Raw genomic sequence first — 19,521 nt, 5'->3', positions numbered from 1 at the left:
ATCATGTCGATGTCCGTCGGCTCCGACAGCGGAGATGAAGATCAAGTAATGTCAGAAATCAACACGACGCCGCTCGTCGACATCATGTTGGTTTTGCTGATCATTTTCTTGATCACCAGTCCGGTTGTCCTCAAATTGCAGAAAATCGATCTGCCGATCGAGGCCAACCAAGCCCTTCAAAGCAAGCCAGAAAACGTCAACATCGTTGTCAACAAGGATGGCGAGATTTATCTGGGCCAGAAGAAACTGAAAGATACGAGCGAACTGTTCGATTATCTGAAAGTTGAAGCAGTGAAAGTACCGCAGCCGGAAGTACACGTTCGTGGCGACCAAGAAACACGCTACGAATCGATCGGCCGGGTTATTTACACGACCCAACGTGCCGGGATCCAGAAGGTCGGCTTCATCACCGAACCACCTGACAAGGGCTGATAGCGACTGGCAGCGGCGTCCCGGCAACACGGGGACGCCACTGCCGGAAGCTGACCGGGCGGCAGTTTCGCCCGGTGCTTCGTTGGACTTCTTAAAGGAAACACTATGAGTATGAATGTCGGTTCGGGAAGCGCTCCAGGCGCGGATCCGGAACCAATGATGGAACTGAACATGACGCCCCTCATCGACGTGATGCTGGTGCTGATTATCATGTTGATCATCACGATTCCTAAGCAAAACCACTCGGTGAACTTGAACATGCCGGTCGGCACCCCGCCGCCACCGACAACCGAACCAGTGGTCGTCACGATCGATGTCGATTTTGACGGTACGATCTTGTGGGACAATCAGGTCGTTCCTGACCGCGCTTCGCTGGAAGCCAAGCTGAGCAACGTTGCTGCGCAAGCAGACCAGCCGGAAGTGCATCTGCGTCCGAACAAGCTGGTGGAATACAAAGTCGTCGCCGGTGTGATGGCGTCGGCGCAGCGTCTGGGCGTGACCAAAATCGGTCTGGTCGGCAACGAGCAATTCCAGTAAGCTGCAGCAATCAGGTTCTCTTTACATCCGAATAGGCAGGACTTCCTGCCTATTCGCTTTTTACTGAAAGACTTTCTTATGTCCAAGTTTCGTCTCGCTCATCTCGGCCTCGTCATGGCCGCTATCGGTTTTACCGCAGCAACTCCCGTAATCGGCCTGGGCTCGCTGGCATACGCCGCGGACACCGTGCGTGCCGAAGTGGGCAAGCCACTGCAAGAAGCGCAAAAACTCGCTAGCAGCGGCAAAAACAAGGAAGCGCTGGCCAAGCTGCGCGAAGCAGACAGCGTCGGCGGCAAGACCGCCTTTGAAAGCTACCAGATCGAGCGCGTGCGCGCCTCGGCCGCTGCCGCCGCCGGCGACAACGGCACCGCCATCAAGGCTTTCGAAGCCGTCATCAATTCCGGCCGCCTGAGCGCCGCCGAAGCCCCAAAATTCACGCAAGCGCTGGCAGGCATGTACTACCGCGCCAAGGATTGGCCGAACACCATCACCTGGATCAAACGTTCGCTGAAAGACCGCGAAGATCCACAGATGCGCGAACTGCTGATCCAGACCTACTACGTCAGCGGCAACTACGCCGAAGCGGCGAAAGAACTGCAAGCGCGCGGCGGCAACTCGGAAGCGAGCCTGCAAATGCTGGCCAACATCCAGTTGAAGCAGAACGACAAGGCCGGCTATGTGTCGACCCTGGAAAAACTGGCGTCGAGCTATCCGAAGACCAGCTACTGGGCCGACCTGCTGAACCGCGTTTCCGGCAAGCCTGGCTTCTCGCAACGCCTGGGCCTGGACGTCCAGCGCCTGCGCCTGGCCAACGGCCTGTTCACCAAGCCTTCCGAATACATGGAAATCAGCCAGCTGGCCTTGCAAGCAGGCAATCCTGGCGAAGCGCTGAGCATCATCGAACAGGGCTACAAAAAAGGCGTGCTGGGCACCGGCGCCGATGCCGCCCGTCACCAGCGCCTGAAAGACCTGGCCCTGAAGACCCAGGCTGACCTGAAGGCCAACGCCGCCAAGTCGGAAGCGGAATACGTCAAGAACAAGGACGCCGACAGCTTGAGCAAGCTGGGCTTCGCCCTGGTCTACGATGGCCAGGCAGAAAAAGGCCTGGGCTTGATGAATGACGCCGTGAAGATGGGCACCGCCAAGTATCCGGAAGAAGCCAAGCTGCACCTGGGCATCGCCTACATCCACGCCGGCAAGAAAGCCAACGCATCGACGGCACTCAAAGCCGTCAAGGGCACGGATGGCGCGGCTGACCTGGCACGCTACTGGGCATTGATGAATAAATAAGATAATATCGTCAAGATATTGTCGGGCAGCTAGTCAATTGCCCATCACTAAAGCGTTGCCGGCACCCTTGCCGGCAACGCTTTTTATCATTTCAGCAGGGAAATTGCCCCTACGGCCGCCCTGCCGGGTGTGCATCCCTGAAACAGTCCGTATAATCCCCCTTTTGGCACAGTTTTTCATCAGATTCCTATGAAGGTATTCCGCGGACTTCCCAATGCCCAGGCACGAGCGCCTTGCGCTCTGACCATCGGCAATTTTGACGGTGTCCACATCGGCCATCAGGCCTTGCTGGCGCGCGTGCGCGAAGCTGCCACTGAACTCGGCATCGAAGCGGCCGTGATGACGTTCGAACCGCACCCGCGCGAGTTCTTCGCGCAGCGCGCGGGCGACCTGTCGAAGGCGCCGCAGCGCATCGCCAACCTGCGCGACAAGCTGCAGTCGCTCGATGACGCCGGCATCGACCGGGTGGTCGTCGAGCATTTCAGCGCCCAGTTCGCCGCCCTGACGCCGCAGGAATTCACGGAAAAAGTCCTCGTCGACGGCCTGCACGTGAAATGGCTGATGGTCGGCGACGATTTCTGCTATGGTGCCCGGCGCGCCGGCGACGTCGCCATGCTGCAGGAAGCGGGCCGCCAATATGGTTTCCACGTAGAAACTTTACCGACGGTGATGAATGGCAGCACGCGCATCTCCTCGTCGGCCGTGCGCCTGGCCCTGGCCGCCGGTGATTTCCCGCTGGCCACGCAGTTGCTGGGCCATCCGTACGCCATTTCCGGCCACGTCATCCACGGCCAGAAGCTGGGCCGCACCCTCGGTTTTCCCACCCTGAACCTGCGCGTGGCGCACCGCCCCGCCCTGTCCGGCATCTTCATCGTGCAAGTGCACGGCCTGGGACCAGTACCGCTGCCCGCCGTGGCCAGCCTCGGTGTGCGCCCCACCGTCGACGACAGCGGCCGCGTCTTGCTGGAGGTGCATCTGTTCGATTTCGCCCAGTCCTGCTACGGCAAGCTGGTCCGCGTGGAGTTCCTGGAAAAGCTGCGCGACGAAGAAAAGTACGACGACTTGCCCACTCTGACGGCCGCCATCGAGCGCGACTCGAACCAGGCGCGCGCCTATTTTGAGCAGCGCAGCGGCGCCATTACCGCCACCGACCGAATTTGACGCCGGCCAACTCCGTCGCCTGGCGGCGCCTGCCGCCGCAAACCATTCAATATCATTAAAGAAGACTATGTCCGATCAAAACAAGCCAGCCACGCCCAAGCAGAACAAGAAGCCTGAAAGCAAATACCCGGTCAACATGACGGAAACCCCATTCCCGATGCGCGGCGACATGGCCAAGCGCGAGCCGCAATGGGTACAGCAATGGCAAGACAAGAAGATTTACGAGCGCGTGCGCAAGGCTGCCGCCGGCCGTCCTAAATTCATCCTGCATGACGGCCCGCCGTACGCGAATGGCGACATCCACCTGGGCCACGCCGTCAACAAGATCCTGAAAGACATGGTCGTCAAATCGCGCTCGCTGGCCGGCTTCGACGCGCCGTATGTGCCGGGCTGGGATTGCCACGGCATGCCGATCGAGATCCAGATCGAAAAACTGCACGGCAAGAACCTGCCGACGGCTGAAGTGCTGGAAAAGGCCCGCGCCTACGCCAACGTGCAGGTCGAGCGCCAGAAGAAGGACTTTATTCGCCTGGGCGTGCTGGGCGAATGGGACAACCCGTATCTGACCATGGCGCACGGCAATGAAGCCGACGAACTGCGCGCGCTGGGCAAGCTGCTGGAAAAAGGCTATGTCTACCGCGGCCTGAAACCGGTCAACTGGTGTTTTGACTGCCAGTCGGCGCTGGCGGAAGCTGAAATCGAATACGAAAACAAACGCGACCCGGCCATCGATGTCGGCTTCAAGTTCGCCCAATTCGACAAGCTGGCCAAGGCTTTCAATCTGCCGACACTGCCGACCGAAAACGGCTTCGTCGTCATCTGGACGACGACCCCGTGGACCATCCCGTCGAACCAGGCACTGAACGTCCATCCTGAATTGACATACGCACTGGTCGAAACCTCGCGCGACGGCAAGCCCTTGCTGCTGATCCTGGCGCAAGACCTGGTCGAATCGAGCCTGGAGCGCTTCAAGCTCGAAGGCACGACGATCGCCACCTGCGACGGAGCCGCGCTGGTAGGCATCAGCTTCCGCCATCCGCTGCACGCGTCGCACGCTTTCTACGACCGCCTGTCGCCGATGTACCTGGCCGATTACGTGACCGCCGAAAGCGGCACGGGCGTGGTGCACTCGGCGCCCGCGTATGGCGTGGACGACTTTATCTCGTGCAAGGCGCACGGCATGAAGGACGACGACATCATCAAGCCCGTCATGGGCGACGGCAATTACGTTTCGACGCTGCCCCTGTTCGGCGGCATGAGCATCTGGGACGCTTCCAAGCCGATCTGCGCCGCCCTGAAAGAAGCGGGCGCCCTGTTCGAAGTCAAGATGTTCGACCACAGCTACATGCATTGCTGGCGTCACAAAAAGCCTGTGATCTACCGCGCCACCTCGCAGTGGTTCGCCGGCATGGACGTGACGCCGAAAGACGGCGGCGCCACCCTGCGCGAGACGGCCTTGAAAGGTATCGCCGACACCGAGTTCTTCCCGGACTGGGGCCAGGCGCGCCTGCACGGCATGATCGCCAACCGTCCCGACTGGACCCTGTCGCGCCAGCGCCAGTGGGGCGTGCCGATGGCCTTCATCGTGCACAAGGAAACGGGCGACCTGCATCCGCGCACGCCGGAACTGCTGGAGCAAGTGGCCAAGCTGATCGAAAAAGACGGCATCGAGGCATGGCAGGCGCTGGACCTGAAAGACCTGATCGGCGACGAAGCGGCCATCTATGCCAAGAACAAGGATACCCTGGACGTATGGTTCGATTCCGGCGCCACGCACCAGACGGTGCTGGGCGGCCCGCAAGGCCACGGTTCGCACTCGACGCAGCTGCAATTCCCGGCCGACCTGTACCTGGAAGGCTCGGACCAGCATCGCGGCTGGTTCCACTCGTCGCTGCTCGTGTCATCGATGCTCAATGGCCGCCCGCCGTACAAGGCGCTGCTGACGCACGGCTTCACGGTCGACGGCGAAGGCAAGAAGATGTCCAAGTCGCTGGGCAACACGCTGGCGCCGCAAAAGATCTCGGACACCCTGGGCGCGGACATCCTGCGCCTGTGGATCGCCTCGACCGACTACACGGGCGAACTGTCGATCTCCGATGAAATCCTCAAACGCGTGACGGAATCGTACCGCCGCATCCGCAACACCCTGCGCTTCCTGCTGGCGAACACCTCGGACTTCAATCCGGCCACGGACGCCGTGCCGGTGGCGGAGATGTTCGAAATCGACCGCTATGCGCTGGCCAACATGGCATCGCTGCAGCAGCAGATCGAGAACAACTATGCGCGCTACGAGTTCCACCCCGTCGTGTCGAAGCTGCAGACGTACTGCTCGGAAGACCTGGGCGGCTTCTACCTGGACATCCTGAAGGACCGTCTGTACACCTCCGGTTTAACGTCGCACGCGCGCCGTTCGGCGCAGACGGCCCTGTGGCACATCACGCAAAGCCTGCTGCGCCTGATGGCCCCGGCCCTGTCGTTCACGGCCGAAGAAGCATGGGCAGTCTTCGCCGGCGCGGATGCTTATGCCGCCAGCGATGAAACCATCTTCACGCAAACCTGGTGGCAGCTGCCGGAAGTGTCGGACGCGGCCGCCCTGCTGGAGAAATACACGGCCCTGCGCGCCGTGCGCACGGACGTCACCAAACAGCTGGAAGACTTGCGCACCTCGGGCGCCATCGGTTCCTCGCTGCAGGCGGAACTGACGATCAAGGCCGCGCCGATGAAGTACAAGCTGTTGACCACCTTGGGCGACGACTTGAAATTCGTCTTCATCACCTCGCAGGCCAGCGTGGCCGAAGTGGCAGACGAAGCAGCCGAGGAAGTGGTCGTGGCCGCGTCGACGGCGCCGAAGTGTGAGCGCTGCTGGCACTACCGCGCGGACGTGGGCACGGACGCCGCACATGCTACCCTGTGCGGCCGCTGCGTCAGCAACCTGTTTGGAAAAGGCGAATCGCGCCGTTTCGCATAGACTGTCATCCCGGGGCGCTGCCTGCGTCCCACTTCCAACCGCCGCCTGCTGCCAGGCGGCGGCTTTATCTTCCCTGGAAAAATATGGCCACTAAAAACCGTTTTTCATCGAAATCGTCCTCCTCGGCGTCGCTCGTGCCCTGGCTGGGCATCGCCGCCATCGTCATCCTGTTCGACCAGATCACCAAGATCACGATCCTGAAGACCTTCCGCTATGCGCAAGAGATGGTCATCACCTCGTATTTCAACCTGGTGCTCGCGTATAACAAGGGCGCCGCGTTCAGCTTCCTGTCCGACCAGGGCGGCTGGCAGCGCTATTTCCTCACCGGCATCGCCCTGGCGGCCGCCATCTACATCATCTATCTGCTGAAAAAGCACGCCGGCCAGCGCATGTTCTGCTGGGCCCTGGCGCTGATCCTCGGCGGCGCGCTGGGCAACGCCATCGACCGCCTGGTGTACGGTCACGTGGTCGATTTCCTCGACTTCCACTGGAAAAGCTGGGGCCATTTCCCCGCTTTCAATATCGCCGACAGCGCCATCTGCATCGGCGCGGCCCTGTTCATCATCGATGAACTGCGCCGGGTAAACAAATAAACACGCGGGAGAACGGCATGGAATTGTCCGGCAAAAAAATCGTCCTGGGACTTTCGGGCGGCGTCGCCTGCTACAAGGCGGCGGAACTGTGCCGCGCGCTGACGAAGGCCGGCGCCTCGGTGCAGGTGGTCATGACGGATGCCGCCAGCCACTTCATCACGGCCGTGACCATGCAGGCGCTGTCCGGCCACCCCGTGCACACGAGCCAGTGGGATGCGCGCATAGACAACAACATGGCGCATATCGATTTGACGCGCCACGCGGACGCCATCCTGATCGCGCCGTGCTCGGCCGATTTTCTGCGTAAACTCGCCCATGGCGTGTGCGACGACCTGCTGTCGACCCTGTGCCTGGCCCGTCCCTCCCACCTGCCCTTGCTCGTGGCGCCGGCCATGAACGTGGAAATGTGGCAGAACCCCGCCACGCAGCGCAATGTGCAGCAGCTGCGCGACGACGGCATCACCCTGTTCGGCCCGGCCGCCGGCGAACAGGCCTGCGGCGAAACTGGCCTGGGCCGCATGCTGGAGCCGGAACAGCTCTTGACGGAGCTGATCGCCGCCTTCCAGCCGAAAGTCCTGGCGGGCAAACGCGTGCTGGTCACGGCCGGCCCCACTTTCGAGGCCATCGACCCCGTGCGCGGCATCACCAATCTGTCCTCGGGCAAGATGGGCTATGCGGTGGCGCGCGCGGCGCGCGAAGCGGGCGCCGAGGTGCTGCTCATTTCCGGCCCGACGGCCCTGGACGCGCCGTTCGGCGTGCGCCGCATCGACGTGCAAAGCGCGCAGCAGATGCATGATGCGGTACTGGCCCACGTCGACGGCCAGCATGTCTTCGTCGCCGTGGCCGCCGTGGCAGACTGGCGCGTGGCCAACGCCAGCGACCAGAAGATGAAAAAGCAGGCCGACGGCTCCGTGCCCGAACTGCAGTTCGTGCAAAATCCCGACATCCTCGCCACCGTGGCGGCGCGCACCAACCTGGCCGGCTATCCGTACTGCGTGGGCTTTGCCGCCGAATCGGAAAACCTCGTGGAATTCGGCTCGGTCAAGCGCGAGAAAAAAGGCATTCCCCTGCTGGTCGGCAATATCGGTCAGAACACGTTTGGCCAGGACGACAACACCATCATCCTGTTCGACGAGGAAGGCCATACCGTGCTGCCGCGCGCCTCGAAACTGAACCTGGCGCGCCAGCTGATTTCGGAAATCTCGAAGCGGATCGCCAGGAATTCGCTGCTCAAATAATCTTTTTTATACGCTTTAGCTCATTTAGATTCATGAAAAATATCGACATCAAGATCCTCGACGCCCGCATGCAAGAACTGCTGCCGGCCTACGCCACCCCGGGCAGCGCGGGACTCGACCTGCGCGCCTGCATCAACGAGGCTATCACCATCGAAGCGGGTCAGACGGTGCTCATTCCGACCGGCCTGGCCATCCACATCGGCGACCCCTCGTATGCGGCCATGATTTTGCCGCGCAGCGGCATGGGCCACAAAAACGGCATCGTATTGGGGAATCTGGTAGGCTTGATCGACTCCGATTACCAGGGCCAGCTGATGGTATCGACCTGGAACCGGGGCCAGAGCGCTTTCACGCTCAATCCCATGGAACGCCTGGCGCAACTGATTATCGTGCCGGTGCTGCAAGTGGGCTTTAACGTCGTCGAGGAATTCGGCGACAGCGAACGCGGTGTTGGCGGTTTCGGCAGCACCGGCAAACATTAAGGATTGACACTTATGCCAGGTTTCCGCCATCTGATCCCAGCCCCAACCTCGCTGCGCCGACTGGCCACTCCCCTCCTGTTGGCCGGCGCGGCCATTCTGGCCGGCTGCACCACGCCGGCGACGAATGTCAGCGGCCCGTTCAACGTCGTGCCGGCGCCCGATGCGCCCGCACCGACGGCGCAGCAAAAGGCGGCGCAGGAAGAACTGGTGAAGATGGTGGCGCTGCAGGACCGCCTGTCGAAAGTGTCGGCGCCCCTACTGATCAATAATGCGGACCTGTGCAAGACGTATGCGCGCAACCTGCTGGGCTTCACGGCGCAGAACAAGTATTCCTACCCCGGCATCTATGCCGACGCGGCGCAGGCGGCGCTCGGCTACGGCGAACAGATGCAGGTGTCCGGCGTCTTGCCGGGCAGCGGCGCCGCGCGCGCCGGCTTGCGCAAGGGCGACGGCTTGCTGGCCGCCGAAGGCAAGCCGCTGCCGGCCGGCCCGAAAGCGGAAGGCCCGTTCGGCGCCATCGTCGGCCCGCTGGCCTCGAAAAGCGCGAGCCTGAACATGACCATCGCCCGCGACGGCCAGCAGCAAGACCTCAAAATTCCCGTCACGCGCGCCTGCGCCTTCCGCGTCGCCCTGGGCAATGCGGACAATATCAACGCGTATTCGGACGGTTCGCGCATCATGCTCACGCGCGGCATGGTCAATGCGGCGCAAAACGATGAAGGCATCGCCTTCGTCATCGCCCGCGAAATGGCGCACAACATCCTCGACCACGCGCGCAGCCAGCGCACGGCGGGTACGGCCGGCAGCATCATCGACAGCCTGGGCGCCGTGCAGCCCGACGTGTCGATGCTGACGGGCGCCGCCGGCATCAAGGCCATGCCGCAGGAACTCGACGTGCAAGCCGACACCCTGGCCATCTACCTGCTGGCGCGCGCCGGCTACAACGTCGACAACGCGGCCCGCTTCTGGCAGCGCCTGGCCACGCAAGTGCCGGCGACGGTCGCCAACGGCTACACGGCCCTGCACCCGGGCACCAACTCGCGCATGGCGGCGATCAACCGCGCCGTCACTGACGTGCGCGCCAAGCAGGCGGCGAAGAAACCGTTGAAGCCTTAGAACGCCTACCAGAACCTACTGCGCGTCGCGCTTTGCGGTCTGCGATGCTCACTGCCTCGGCGGCCCCGTGCCAAGCACAGTTGCGCTTCTCGGCCACAAATCGCTGCCGCTCGCTACGGTTCTGTTAGACGTTCTTCATCCTGATCAAACAGGGTTTGGTCAGGCGCCGGGGAAGTTCGGGAAATAGGTGCCCATGACCCAGGTCAGGGCGCCGCAAAATACCACCGCCAGGAACAGGGCGATGAGCAGTTTGCCAAACTTGGGGATGCCGTCATCTTGCGTCTTTTGGTCGTTCGACATGAAAACTCTCCGCAGGCTGTTGGAGAGCGTAGTATAGCCACAATATTGAAGAATATTCCATACTTTGCCGCCTGCCTGCGGCTTTCCTTCCGCGCCCCATGGACAGCATCGACCTCGAAGTTCTGAAAACCAGCGCCGCCTGGCTCGCCGCCGGGCACCGCTGCGAACTCGTCACCGTCATCAAGACCTGGGGCTCCAGCCCCCGCCCCGTGGGCGCCACCCTGGCCATCTGCGACGACGGCACGGTGGTCGGCTCCGTCTCCGGCGGCTGCATCGAGGATGACTTGATCGACACCGTGCGCGTGCACGGCATCGTGCGCACCTTGCCGGAAATCGTCAGCTACGGCATCAGCGCCGACGAGGCGCACCGCTTCGGCCTGCCCTGCGGCGGCACCATCGAACTGGCCATCGAGCCGCTGCACGCGGACAGCAAGGTGGCCGAACTGCTGGCACGCCTGGAAGCGCATGAACTGGTCGAGCGCCGCCTCGACCTGCGCAGCGGCGCCGTCACCCTGCAGCGCGCCACGCCGGGCGCCGTGCTGGCCCTGGAAGACGCGGTGCTCACCACGCAGCACGGCCCGCGCTGGCGATTGCTGATCATCGGCGCCAGCCAGCTGTCGCGCTTCGTGGCGCAGATCGCCACGGCCATGGATTACCACGTCATCGTCTGCGACCCGCGCGAGGAATACCGGGGCGGCTGGAACGTACCGGGCGTGCCTCTGCTGCACGCCATGCCCGACGACCTCGTGCTGGAATTAAAACTCGACAGCCGCAGCGCCGTCGTCGCCCTCACGCACGACCCCAAGCTCGACGACCTGGCCCTGATGGAAGCATTGAAATCTCCTGCGTTTTACGTGGGCGCCATCGGCTCGCGCGCCAACAATGCCAAGCGCCGCGAACGGCTGCTGCAGTTCGACGTCAGCGCCGAGCAGCTGGCGCGCCTGCATGGCCCCATCGGCCTGTACATCGGCAGCAAGACGCCGGCCGAAATCGCCATTTCCATCCTGGCCGAACTGACGGCCGTGAAAAATGGCGTGCCCGACGCGCTACAGATCCAGCACGCGGCGGCCCTGAGCCCGCCCACCACCGACATCTTCGCCCGCTAAGGACCGCAGCAAGAAACGCGGTGCGCCGGCGGCGCGCCCCTGCTACCTTCACTGATTTTGGCCACCATGACCCTGCTGCACTGGACCCTCCCCCTGCCCGCCGGCTACCGCCGCGACGACGTCATCGCCTTTCACAGCCGCGACGCGGAAGGCGTGGCCGAACAGGTCACCGCGACGGGCCTGCGCAAGGGCATCCTGCTGCACGGCGTGCCCGTCGTGCTGGACGTGGCGTTCGCGGACGCCGCGGCCGTCTGCCGCGCCGAGATCGACGGCAGCGCCAGCGACGCCCTGCACACGGCGCTGCATGGCGCCCTGCTCAACATCCTCGGCCTGCGCATCGACCCGCAACCCTTCGCGCAGCTGGCCTCCGGCGATCCGCTGCTGGCGCCGTTGATCCGGCTTAACCCGGGATTGCGCATCGTGCAATCGGCCAGCCCGTTCGAGGCGCTGACCTGGGCCATCATCGGCCAGCAGATCAACCTGCCGTTCGCCATTTCCCTGCGCCGCACTTTTATTCTGCAGGCGGGGCGCCGGCACGCCAGCGGCTTGTGGTGCTACCCGGAGGCGCGCGACGTGGCGCGGCTGGACATCGAGGATTTGACCAGCCGCAAATTCTCGCGCGCCAAGGCGGAAACCGTGCTGCGCCTGGCGCATCTCGTCGATGACGGGGAATTGTCGCTGGAACTGCCACCTTCCGGCGACGTGGCGGCCATTTCGCAGGCGCTGCTGGCCGTCAAGGGCATCGGCCCGTGGACCGTCAATTACGCGCTGCTGCGCGGCTACGGCTATGCCGACTGCTCGCTGCACGGCGACGTGGCGATCCGCGCCGCCCTGCAAAAGCTGCTCGGCGAAGAAACGAAACCGGACATGGCGCGCACGGAACAGTGGCTGCGCCAGTACGCGCCGCACCGCACCATGGCGGCCGCCCACCTGTGGGCCAGCCTGCATGCGCCGGCAAAAAATATGTCAAACGAGCGGGAATAAACGGCGGGCGGCACGCGTCTATCCCTTGCAAGCCCCCCCAAAACCTCAAGGAGATCATCATGCGCTTTACTACTTTTGCCGCCACCGCCCTTTTCACCGCCTTGTCCGCCCCCCTGGCCTTCGCCGCCGACGTCATGCCCGCCAACGGCATGCTGGTCAATGCCAGCGGCATGACCGTGTATGTGTTCGACAAGGATGTCGCCGACAGCGGCAAGAGCGCCTGCAGCGGCGGCTGCCTGGTCGCCTGGCCCGCCGTCATCGCCACCGACGCGGCGCCCGCCGCCCCGTATGGCAGCATCAAGCGCGAAGACAACGGCGCCATGCAGCTGACCTACAAGGGCAAGCCCCTGTACCTGTACAAGGAAGACAAGAAACCGGGCGACGTGGCCGGCGACAATTTCAAGAACGTGTGGCACGTCGTCAAGCCCTAAGCTCACTATCCCGCCGCCACGATGACCACGCAAGAGGACAGCCGCCAGCTGCAAGCCTGCCTGCCCGGCCTGCGCCGCTATGCGCGCGCGCTGGCGGGCGCCGCGCACGCGGACGATCTGGTGCAGGACACCGTCGAGCGGGCCTGGCGCAAGCTGGACCAGCGCGGCGGCGAGATGCGGCCCTGGCTGTTTTCCATCATGCATAACCTGCACGTGGACCAGTTGCGCCGCCCCGGCCTGCCCCTGCAGGAACTCGACGACGACAGCGTGCTGCCCGCCCCTGAGCACGCGCCCGGGCAAGCCATCGCCATCGGCGAGATGGATGCGGCGCTGGCCCGTTTGCCGCTGGGGCAGCGCGAAGTTATCCTGCTCGTCGCGCTCGAACAGATGCCGTACGAGCAGGTGGCGGCCACCCTGGACATTCCCGTCGGCACCGTGATGTCGCGTTTGTCGCGCGGGCGCGACAAGCTGCGCACCCTGCTCGACGGCCGCCCTGCCGGCAGCCAGGGCAGCGGCCCACCCACCCTGAAAGTCGTGAAATGACAACGCAAGCCATCAGCGAAGCGCAATTGCACGCCCTGGCCGACGGCGTCCTGCCTGAAGACCAGCGCGCGGCCGTCGACGCCCACCTGCGCGCGCATCCCGGGGACGCCGCCAGGGTCGATGCGTGGCGCGAGCAGAACCGCCAGTTGCGCGCCCTGTTCGATCCCGTGCTGGACGAAGCCGTGCCGCCTGCCCTGCTGCAGGCGGCGGCCCCGCCGGCGGCGAACGGTGCCTGGCAGCGCCCCGCCATGCAGGCGGCAGCGGCCATCGTGCTGGTGCTCGCGGGCGGCGCGGGCGGCTGGCTGCTGCGCGGCGATGGCGGCGATGGCGGTGACATGCGGAGCGCCAGCGCCAGCCCCATCTCCCTGGCGCGCAGCGCCGCCATCGCCCATGCCGTCTACACGCCCGAAGTGCGCCACCCCGTCGAGGTGGGAGCGGAACAGGAAGCGCACCTGGTGCAGTGGCTGTCGAAACGCCTGGGCAGCAAATTGCAGCCGCCTGCGCTGTCGCCGCTCGGCTACCACCTGATCGGCGGGCGTTTGCTGCCCGGTGATGGGGATGGCCCCGTGGCGCAGTTCATGTATGAAGAGGGCAGCGGCAAGCGCCTGACCCTGTACGTGGCCAAGGAGCGGGCCGGCAGGCAGGAAACGGCCTTCCGCTACACGCAGGAAAAGGACTTGAGCGTGTTTTACTGGATCGACGGCCAGCTCGGCTATGCCCTCTCGGCGAGCCTGCCCAAACAGGAGCTGGGCAAGATCGCCGACGCCGTGTACGCGCAGCTGGAAAGTCACTAAACAGACTCTTCCATTTTCCGGAATTCTGCAATCCATTTCACGCCGCACCATTGCAGCAGCAACGCTGCGGTGGCGACCAGGGCGGCGCAGGCCGCCAGCAGCCACACGGGCCAGTCCAGCAGGAGCAGTACCCCGCCTGCTGCGGCGCCGATGGCGCTGCCCAGGTACAGCGCCGATTCGTTGAGGGCGATGGCCAGGTTACCGTCGCCCTGCCGCGCGCGCACGGCCAGCAACTGCTGGTTCTGCGGCACTTGCAGGGCCCAGCCGGCCGCGCCCCACAGCACGATAGGCGCCAGCATCAGCCAGGCCGAACAGCCGGCCGCCAGCGGCAGCGCGCACAAGGCCAGCGCCAGCAGCAGCAAGATGAGCCTAGTCAGCCTCGGCGCCGCCACCTTGTCCGCCTGTGGTCCCACCAATACGCTGCCCGCGATGCCGCCCACGCCCCACGCCCACAGGAAGGGCGTGGTGGAAATTTCCGCGCCGTGCGCGGACCACGCCAGCAGCGGCGCAATGAACGTGTACATGCCCAGGCTGGCGATGGCCGCCAGCAGCGACACGAGCAGGATGGCCAGCACCTGCCCATCGGCCAGCAAGGCCAGCTTGCGGCGCAGCGAGGTCGCCGGTACTTCCGGCAGCGCGGGCAGTTTCCACAGCAAGCCCGCCAGCGCCAGCGCACCGAGTATGGCGACCAGCCACAGGGCCGCCGTCCAGCCCAGCTGCTGCGCCAGCAGCAAGCTCAATGGCACGCCCAGCACCGTGCCGCCCGCCATGCCGCCCATGATCGCGCCGATGGCCTTGCCACGCTGCCGCGGCGCCGACACGCCCGCCGCCGCCGCGATGCCCAGCGCCAGGTAGACGCCGGCGCCGATGCCGGCCATGGCCCGCCAGGCCAGCAGACTGGAAAATCCTGCTGCCAGCGCGCTGGCCCCGTTCGCCAGCACGAACACGCCCAAGGCGAGTAACAGGCCGGAGCGTTGCGCGCGCGCCGGCAGCAAGGCCACGGCCAGGGGCGAACCGAGGCCATAGGCCAGCGTAAACGCCGTCACCAGCTGCGCGGCCATCGCCAGGGACACGGAAAAGGCGCCGGCGATCATCGGCATCAGGCCCGCCGTCACATACGACGCCATGCCCAGCGCGAACGCGCCCACGGCGATCAGGTAGACGGTGACAGGCAGCGCGGAGTCGGCAGGCACTGCGGCACGGGAGAAAGAATAGTCAGACATGGGCACGCTTTCGGGAAGAAAGCAGGCATTTTGGAATACAATATAAACAATTACAATTTAACTGTTTATGCTATTACTGGCAGCAACAGGCTCACAGGAAAGACCGCAGCATGCGCACCTTGCAACGCACCCGCCACGAACTGGCCGCCTACCTGCAGGCGCGCCGCGCGCGGCTGTCGCCCGAGGACGTAGGCTTGCCTGGCGGCGGGCGGCGCAGAACGCCGGGCTTGCGCCGTGAAGAAGTGGCGGCGCTGGCCGGCGTGGGGCTGACTTGGTACACCTGGCTGGAACAGGGGCGCGACATCGGCGTCTCGAGCGCTTTCCTCGACAAGCTGGCCGAAGTACTGAAACTGGACGCGGGCGAGCGGCGCCACCTGTTCCTGCTGGCGCATGCGCGTCCGCCAGCCGAAGAGGGCAAGACGTTTTGCGTGGTGCCGCCGCCCGTGCGCCGCCTGATGCACGGGCTGGCGCATCCGGCCTATGTGCTCAACCTGCGCTGGGACGTGCTGGCGTTCAATGCGGACGCGGACGCCCTGTTCGGCTTCGGCGCGCATGTGCCGGCACGCCGCAATCTGCTGTGGCTGTTGTTTACCGACCCGCTGCTGCGCTCGCGCTTCGCCGGCTGGGAAGAGCAGGCGCCGCTGATGCTGTCGAGCTTTCGCCGCGACTACGCGCGCGCCACGCAGGAAGCGGATATCCACGCGCTGGTGCAGGAATTGGAAAAAGTTTCGCCAGAATTCAAGCTATGGTGGCGCCGCCATGACGTGCATGCGCCGTGCGCCGGCGTGCGCCAGCTGGACGTCGGCGGCGAGCAGGTCGCCTACGAGCACACCTCGCTGACCATCGATGCGGACCGCCACTTGCGGCTGATCGTGTATGCACGCCAGCAGGCAGAAGACCTCGCGCCGTAAACGAAAAAACCGCTAGCCCTCTTGCGAGGAACCAGCGGCTTCGAATTGGTTGCGGGGACAGGATTTGAACCTGTGACCTTCGGGTTATGAGCCCGACGAGCTGCCAGACTGCTCCACCCCGCACTCGAATTATATACCAGATTGTTGCGCGGCGTAAAGGCGTGAATTGACAATGTCATGCCTGCCCCGTCCACCGGAGCGTGTCCGTGACCAGCAATGGAAAAAGCCGCTGATCTTTTGCAAGAATCAGCGGCTTTCCGGTATTGGTTGCGGGGACAGGATTTGAACCTGTGACCTTCGGGTTATGAGCCCGACGAGCTGCCAGACTGCTCCACCCCGCACTCGAATTATAAGGGCAAACGGGTGGCTTAGGCAATAGCTATCTCAACTTCGACTGCAATAGAGCTATTAAATTAAAATACATTAAAAAAGGTCAGCCAATTACCAAGTGGCATTGTGTCTGCCCGTCACGCCACAGAGCGCGCAATCGGTGTACAGTAAGCGTTACACTAGTCACCCATTTTCCGAAGCCAGCCCATGAAATTCTGCTCCGAATGCGCCCACCCTGTCAGCCTGTCCATTCCGGAAGGCGACAACCGTCCCCGCTATGTGTGCGCCAACTGCGACGCCATCCATTACCAGAACCCGAAAATGGTGGTCGGCTCGATTCCCGTCTGGGAAGAAGATGGCCAGTTGCAGGTCTTGCTGTGCAAGCGGGCCATCGAACCGCGCCTCGGCTACTGGACCCTGCCGGCCGGCTTCATGGAAAACGACGAAACGACGTCCGACGCGGCCGAGCGCGAAACGGTGGAGGAAGCGGGCGCGAATATCGAACTGGGTCCCCTGTTTTCGCTGCTCAACGTGCAGCGCGTGCACCAGGTGCACCTGTTCTACCTGGCGCGCCTGCGCGACCTCGATTTCGCGCCCGGCATCGAAAGTCTGGACGTGCAACTGTTTACGGAAGCGCAAATTCCGTGGGACGACCTGGCCTTCCCCACCATCCGCGCCACCCTGGAACTGTTCTTTGCCGACCGCGTGAAAATCCGCGAAGGCGGCAGCTATGGTGTGCATACGGGCGACATCACGCGCCCGATGGCGCGCGCGGATGCCGAGTAAGCCCCCACCACCCGCCATTCTTGACGCCGCATGATTCCCTGGCTCGACATCCACACCCCGTTCCCCGACGTCGCGCGCGCCCTGACCGACGAGGCGCCCGGCCTGCTGGCGGCCGGCGCCGACCTGTCGCCCGCGCGCCTGCTCGACGCCTACAAGCACGGCATCTTCCCCTGGTTTTCCGAGGGCCAGCCCATTCTGTGGTGGAGCACCGATCCGCGCATGGTGCTGATGACGGCGGACTTCAAGGTCTCCGACAGCCTGGCCAAGGCCATCCGCAAGGTCGAGCGCAGCGCCGCCACGGACGGGCGCTGGCAGCTGCGCTTCGACGGCGATTTCGACGCCGTCATGCGCGCCTGCGCGGCACCGCGCAAGGATGGCCCGGGCACGTGGATTTCCGACGACATCATCGCCGGCTACACGGGCTTGCACAAGCTGGGCTACGCGCACTCGTCGGAGCTGTGGCTGGACGGCGAACTGGTGGGCGGCGCATATGGCGTGTCGATCGGACGCATGTTCTATGGCGAATCGATGTTCGCCCGCGTCTCGGATGGATCGAAGATCGCGCTGGCCCACCTCGTGCGCTTTTTGCAGGCGCGCGGCGTGACCATGATTGACTGCCAGCAAGAAACGAAACACCTGGCCTCGCTGGGCGCGGCGCCCATTTCGCGCGCCCGCTTCCTGGCCCACGTGAGGAGCGCCATTGAAGCAGCGCAAATCACCGATTGGCATGCTGCGCCACCGGCGTAAAAAAGCTATGATATCTCCAGGCACACCGCCAGGCACATTTCCATTGCTGCGGACAGACCAGACAGGATCAGCATGACGCACCTGAACGAACTACCGTTTGCCACCCTGCAGTTCTACACGACGGCACCGTATCCGTGCAGCTACCTGGACGACCGCCAGGCCCGCTCGCAGGTGGCCACGCCTTCGCACCTGATCAACAGCGACGTGTATTCGGAACTGGTGCGCAACGGCTTTCGCCGCAGCGGCATTTTCACTTACCGCCCGTATTGCGACGGCTGCCAGGCCTGCATCCCCGTGCGCGTCGTGACGCAATCGTTCACGCCCAACCGCAACCAGCGCCGCGCCTGGAACCGCCACGCCAACCTGCAGGCGGGCGTGGCCACCCTGTCCTTCCTCGACGAGCACTACGAACTGTATCTGCGCTACCAGAGCACGCGCCACGCGGGCGGCGGCATGGACCAGGACAGCCGCGACCAGTACGCGCAATTTTTGCTGCAAAGCCGGGTCAACACGCGCCTTGTGGAATTCCGCGAGCCTGACGGCACCCTGCGCATGGTCAGCATCATCGACGTGCTGGCCGATGGCCTGTCGTCCGTCTACACGTTTTTCGATCCCGACGTGCCCGGCGCCTCGTACGGCACCTACAACGTGCTGTGGCAAATCGCCCAGGCGCGCGAACTGAACCTGCTCTACATCTACCTGGGCTACTGGATAGAACAGAGTCCGAAGATGGCGTATAAAATCAACTTCAAGCCGCTGGAAGCGCGGATCAAGGGACAGTGGGTGATCATGTAAGGTAGGTCGGATTAGCGCGCAAGTGCGTAATCCGACGCTGCAAAGCCAACAATGGTGTCGGATTACGCTGCGCTAATCCGACCTACCGGCGAACAATCGCGAGGGTCTGGCCCCTGCACTGCAGCTTACTTGCTTTTATCCGGAAACGCCGGACGCGCAGGCCGCACGGGCGGGTTCTTCGCCAGCCGCTGGAAGCGCGCGTCAAGGGACAGCGGGCGATCATGTAAGGTAGGTCGGATTAGCGCGCAAGTGCGTAATCCGACGCTGCAAAGCCAACAATGGTGTCGGATTAAGCTGCGCTAATCCGACCTACCGGCGAACAATCGCGAGGGTCTGCCCCCTGCACTTCAGCTTACTTGCTCTTGTCCGGAAACACCGGACGCGCAGGCCGCACGGGCGGGTTCTTCGCCAGCGCTGGAAGCGCACGTCAAGGGACAGTGGGTGATCATGTAAGGTAGGTCGGATTAGCGCGCAAGCGCGTAATCCGACGCTGCAAAGCCAACAATAGTGTCGGATTACGCTGCGCTAATCCGACCTACCGGCGAACAATCGCGAGGGTCTGCCCCCTGCACTTCAGCTTACTTGCTCTTGTCCGGAAACGCCGGACGTGCAGGCCGCACGGGCGGGTTCTTCGCCAGCGCTGGAAGCGCGTCAAGGGACAGTGGGCGATCATGTAAGGTAGGTCGGATTAGCGCGCAAGCGCGTAATCCGACGCTGCAAAGCCAACAATAGTGTCGGATTACGCTGCGCTAAT

20 protein-coding genes and 2 tRNA genes are annotated in these 19,521 nt (G+C 63.7%); 18 read left to right on the top strand and 4 right to left on the bottom strand.

What is annotated here, in order from left to right; genetic code table 11:
• Positions 1 to 3 precede the first annotated feature (3 nt).
• The 9 genes from IGS60_RS04180 (at position 4) to IGS60_RS04140 (ending at position 9,817) form a co-directional block, all read left to right on the top strand.
• Complete coding sequence (locus tag IGS60_RS04180; protein WP_034754165.1) at positions 4 to 432, top strand: biopolymer transporter ExbD; 429 nt, start codon at positions 4 to 6, stop codon at positions 430 to 432.
• Positions 433 to 537: 105 nt separating this feature from the next.
• Positions 538 to 969 (top strand): biopolymer transporter ExbD, encoded by a 432-nt coding sequence (locus IGS60_RS04175; RefSeq protein ID WP_176741207.1) that lies wholly within the window; start codon positions 538 to 540, stop codon positions 967 to 969.
• Positions 970 to 1,047: 78 nt separating this feature from the next.
• Positions 1,048 to 2,259 (top strand): hypothetical protein, encoded by a 1,212-nt coding sequence (locus tag IGS60_RS04170; RefSeq protein WP_121670270.1) that lies wholly within the window; start codon positions 1,048 to 1,050, stop codon positions 2,257 to 2,259.
• A 189-nt stretch (positions 2,260 to 2,448) separates the two neighbouring features.
• On the top strand, positions 2,449 to 3,420 hold the full coding sequence (locus tag IGS60_RS04165) for a bifunctional riboflavin kinase/FAD synthetase (protein WP_230502563.1): 972 nt from the start codon (positions 2,449 to 2,451) through the stop codon (positions 3,418 to 3,420).
• A 67-nt stretch (positions 3,421 to 3,487) separates the two neighbouring features.
• Positions 3,488 to 6,388, top strand: a complete 2,901-nt coding sequence (ileS, locus tag IGS60_RS04160; RefSeq protein WP_230502561.1) for an isoleucine--tRNA ligase — start codon at positions 3,488 to 3,490, stop codon at positions 6,386 to 6,388.
• 83 nt (positions 6,389 to 6,471) lie between these two features.
• Positions 6,472 to 6,981, top strand: coding sequence for a signal peptidase II (gene lspA / locus IGS60_RS04155; protein ID WP_230502559.1), 510 nt, complete (start codon positions 6,472 to 6,474; stop codon positions 6,979 to 6,981).
• Positions 6,982 to 6,998: 17 nt separating this feature from the next.
• Positions 6,999 to 8,219: a bifunctional phosphopantothenoylcysteine decarboxylase/phosphopantothenate--cysteine ligase CoaBC gene (gene coaBC / locus IGS60_RS04150; RefSeq protein ID WP_230502557.1), complete on the top strand. Its 1,221-nt coding sequence runs from the start codon at positions 6,999 to 7,001 to the stop codon at positions 8,217 to 8,219.
• 32 nt (positions 8,220 to 8,251) lie between these two features.
• Positions 8,252 to 8,701 carry a dUTP diphosphatase gene (gene dut / locus IGS60_RS04145; protein ID WP_070312166.1) on the top strand — a complete coding sequence of 150 codons (450 nt, stop codon included), beginning with the start codon at positions 8,252 to 8,254 and terminating at the stop codon, positions 8,699 to 8,701.
• A gap of 12 nt (positions 8,702 to 8,713) precedes the next feature.
• Entirely contained in the window at positions 8,714 to 9,817 is a 1,104-nt protein-coding gene (locus IGS60_RS04140; RefSeq protein WP_070312172.1) for a M48 family metallopeptidase, read from the top strand.
• 159 nt (positions 9,818 to 9,976) lie between these two features.
• On the opposite strand, the gene IGS60_RS04135 is transcribed toward IGS60_RS04140, so the two are convergent.
• The gene (locus tag IGS60_RS04135; protein ID WP_162995759.1) at positions 9,977 to 10,117 is read right to left on the bottom strand and encodes a hypothetical protein; all 141 of its coding nucleotides are present in this window, start codon (positions 10,115 to 10,117) and stop codon (positions 9,977 to 9,979) included.
• Positions 10,118 to 10,215: 98 nt separating this feature from the next.
• Here IGS60_RS04135 and IGS60_RS04130 point away from each other — a divergent pair, with 98 nt between their 5' ends.
• The 5 genes from IGS60_RS04130 to IGS60_RS04110 all read left to right on the top strand — a co-directional run bounded on the left by IGS60_RS04130 (position 10,216) and on the right by IGS60_RS04110 (position 13,975).
• Positions 10,216 to 11,223 carry an XdhC family protein gene (locus IGS60_RS04130; RefSeq protein ID WP_230502556.1) on the top strand — a complete coding sequence of 336 codons (1,008 nt, stop codon included), beginning with the start codon at positions 10,216 to 10,218 and terminating at the stop codon, positions 11,221 to 11,223.
• A 66-nt stretch (positions 11,224 to 11,289) separates the two neighbouring features.
• Positions 11,290 to 12,207 carry a DNA-3-methyladenine glycosylase 2 gene (locus IGS60_RS04125; RefSeq protein WP_230502555.1) on the top strand — a complete coding sequence of 306 codons (918 nt, stop codon included), beginning with the start codon at positions 11,290 to 11,292 and terminating at the stop codon, positions 12,205 to 12,207.
• A 59-nt stretch (positions 12,208 to 12,266) separates the two neighbouring features.
• Entirely contained in the window at positions 12,267 to 12,638 is a 372-nt protein-coding gene (locus tag IGS60_RS04120; protein ID WP_070289095.1) for a hypothetical protein, read from the top strand.
• A gap of 21 nt (positions 12,639 to 12,659) precedes the next feature.
• Positions 12,660 to 13,181, top strand: coding sequence for an RNA polymerase sigma factor (locus IGS60_RS04115; RefSeq protein ID WP_230502553.1), 522 nt, complete (start codon positions 12,660 to 12,662; stop codon positions 13,179 to 13,181).
• Positions 13,178 to 13,975, top strand: a complete 798-nt coding sequence (locus tag IGS60_RS04110; RefSeq protein WP_230502551.1) for an anti-sigma factor — start codon at positions 13,178 to 13,180, stop codon at positions 13,973 to 13,975. The genes IGS60_RS04115 and IGS60_RS04110 overlap by 4 nt, the downstream gene beginning before the upstream one ends.
• Here the strand turns inward: IGS60_RS04110 and IGS60_RS04105 are convergent.
• On the bottom strand, positions 13,972 to 15,198 hold the full coding sequence (locus IGS60_RS04105) for an MFS transporter (RefSeq protein ID WP_230502549.1): 1,227 nt from the start codon (positions 15,196 to 15,198) through the stop codon (positions 13,972 to 13,974). The genes IGS60_RS04110 and IGS60_RS04105 overlap by 4 nt on opposite strands.
• Positions 15,199 to 15,308: 110 nt before the next feature.
• On the opposite strand from IGS60_RS04105, the gene IGS60_RS04100 reads away from it, so the two are divergent.
• Positions 15,309 to 16,109 carry a helix-turn-helix transcriptional regulator gene (locus IGS60_RS04100; RefSeq protein ID WP_230502547.1) on the top strand — a complete coding sequence of 267 codons (801 nt, stop codon included), beginning with the start codon at positions 15,309 to 15,311 and terminating at the stop codon, positions 16,107 to 16,109.
• Positions 16,110 to 16,155: 46 nt separating this feature from the next.
• Here IGS60_RS04100 and IGS60_RS04095 read toward each other — a convergent pair.
• Both IGS60_RS04095 and IGS60_RS04090 read right to left on the bottom strand, forming a co-directional pair.
• A tRNA-Met gene (locus IGS60_RS04095) sits at positions 16,156 to 16,232 on the bottom strand.
• Positions 16,233 to 16,373: 141 nt separating this feature from the next.
• Positions 16,374 to 16,450, bottom strand: a tRNA-Met gene (locus IGS60_RS04090).
• A gap of 196 nt (positions 16,451 to 16,646) precedes the next feature.
• Between IGS60_RS04090 and IGS60_RS04085 the strand changes: the two genes are divergently transcribed.
• The 3 genes from IGS60_RS04085 to IGS60_RS04075 all read left to right on the top strand — a co-directional run bounded on the left by IGS60_RS04085 (position 16,647) and on the right by IGS60_RS04075 (position 18,767).
• On the top strand, positions 16,647 to 17,225 hold the full coding sequence (locus IGS60_RS04085) for an NUDIX hydrolase (RefSeq protein WP_034747557.1): 579 nt from the start codon (positions 16,647 to 16,649) through the stop codon (positions 17,223 to 17,225).
• 30 nt (positions 17,226 to 17,255) lie between these two features.
• Positions 17,256 to 17,972, top strand: coding sequence for a leucyl/phenylalanyl-tRNA--protein transferase (gene aat / locus IGS60_RS04080; RefSeq protein ID WP_230502545.1), 717 nt, complete (start codon positions 17,256 to 17,258; stop codon positions 17,970 to 17,972).
• 72 nt (positions 17,973 to 18,044) lie between these two features.
• A complete protein-coding gene (locus IGS60_RS04075; protein WP_230502543.1) occupies positions 18,045 to 18,767 on the top strand; it encodes an arginyltransferase in 723 nt (240 codons plus the stop codon).
• Positions 18,768 to 19,521: the final 754 nt, after the last annotated feature.

This window comes from Janthinobacterium sp. FW305-128 (assembly GCF_020858135.1).
GTDB lineage: Bacteria > Pseudomonadota > Gammaproteobacteria > Burkholderiales > Burkholderiaceae_D > Janthinobacterium.
The sequence above is the reverse complement of the archived record's forward strand: the minus strand, read 5'-3'. Positions and strand labels throughout refer to the sequence as shown.

What these genes read in the sequence shown, in the direction of transcription:
- IGS60_RS04100 (WP_230502547.1), top strand. Translation starts at nt 15,309, where the DNA reads ATGCGCACCTTGCAACGCACCCGCCACGAACTGGCCGCCTACCTGCAG.
- aat (WP_230502545.1), top strand. Translation starts at nt 17,256, where the DNA reads ATGATTCCCTGGCTCGACATCCACACCCCGTTCCCCGACGTCGCGCGC.
- IGS60_RS04135 (WP_162995759.1), bottom strand. Translation starts at nt 10,117, where the DNA reads ATGTCGAACGACCAAAAGACGCAAGATGACGGCATCCCCAAGTTTGGC.
- IGS60_RS04075 (WP_230502543.1), top strand. Translation starts at nt 18,045, where the DNA reads ATGACGCACCTGAACGAACTACCGTTTGCCACCCTGCAGTTCTACACG.
- dut (WP_070312166.1), top strand. Translation starts at nt 8,252, where the DNA reads ATGAAAAATATCGACATCAAGATCCTCGACGCCCGCATGCAAGAACTG.
- ileS (WP_230502561.1), top strand. Translation starts at nt 3,488, where the DNA reads ATGTCCGATCAAAACAAGCCAGCCACGCCCAAGCAGAACAAGAAGCCT.
- lspA (WP_230502559.1), top strand. Translation starts at nt 6,472, where the DNA reads ATGGCCACTAAAAACCGTTTTTCATCGAAATCGTCCTCCTCGGCGTCG.
- IGS60_RS04125 (WP_230502555.1), top strand. Translation starts at nt 11,290, where the DNA reads ATGACCCTGCTGCACTGGACCCTCCCCCTGCCCGCCGGCTACCGCCGC.
- IGS60_RS04130 (WP_230502556.1), top strand. Translation starts at nt 10,216, where the DNA reads ATGGACAGCATCGACCTCGAAGTTCTGAAAACCAGCGCCGCCTGGCTC.
- IGS60_RS04170 (WP_121670270.1), top strand. Translation starts at nt 1,048, where the DNA reads ATGTCCAAGTTTCGTCTCGCTCATCTCGGCCTCGTCATGGCCGCTATC.
- IGS60_RS04165 (WP_230502563.1), top strand. Translation starts at nt 2,449, where the DNA reads ATGAAGGTATTCCGCGGACTTCCCAATGCCCAGGCACGAGCGCCTTGC.
- IGS60_RS04180 (WP_034754165.1), top strand. Translation starts at nt 4, where the DNA reads ATGTCGATGTCCGTCGGCTCCGACAGCGGAGATGAAGATCAAGTAATG.
- IGS60_RS04110 (WP_230502551.1), top strand. Translation starts at nt 13,178, where the DNA reads ATGACAACGCAAGCCATCAGCGAAGCGCAATTGCACGCCCTGGCCGAC.
- IGS60_RS04175 (WP_176741207.1), top strand. Translation starts at nt 538, where the DNA reads ATGAGTATGAATGTCGGTTCGGGAAGCGCTCCAGGCGCGGATCCGGAA.
- IGS60_RS04085 (WP_034747557.1), top strand. Translation starts at nt 16,647, where the DNA reads ATGAAATTCTGCTCCGAATGCGCCCACCCTGTCAGCCTGTCCATTCCG.
- coaBC (WP_230502557.1), top strand. Translation starts at nt 6,999, where the DNA reads ATGGAATTGTCCGGCAAAAAAATCGTCCTGGGACTTTCGGGCGGCGTC.
- IGS60_RS04105 (WP_230502549.1), bottom strand. Translation starts at nt 15,198, where the DNA reads ATGTCTGACTATTCTTTCTCCCGTGCCGCAGTGCCTGCCGACTCCGCG.
- IGS60_RS04140 (WP_070312172.1), top strand. Translation starts at nt 8,714, where the DNA reads ATGCCAGGTTTCCGCCATCTGATCCCAGCCCCAACCTCGCTGCGCCGA.
- IGS60_RS04115 (WP_230502553.1), top strand. Translation starts at nt 12,660, where the DNA reads ATGACCACGCAAGAGGACAGCCGCCAGCTGCAAGCCTGCCTGCCCGGC.
- IGS60_RS04120 (WP_070289095.1), top strand. Translation starts at nt 12,267, where the DNA reads ATGCGCTTTACTACTTTTGCCGCCACCGCCCTTTTCACCGCCTTGTCC.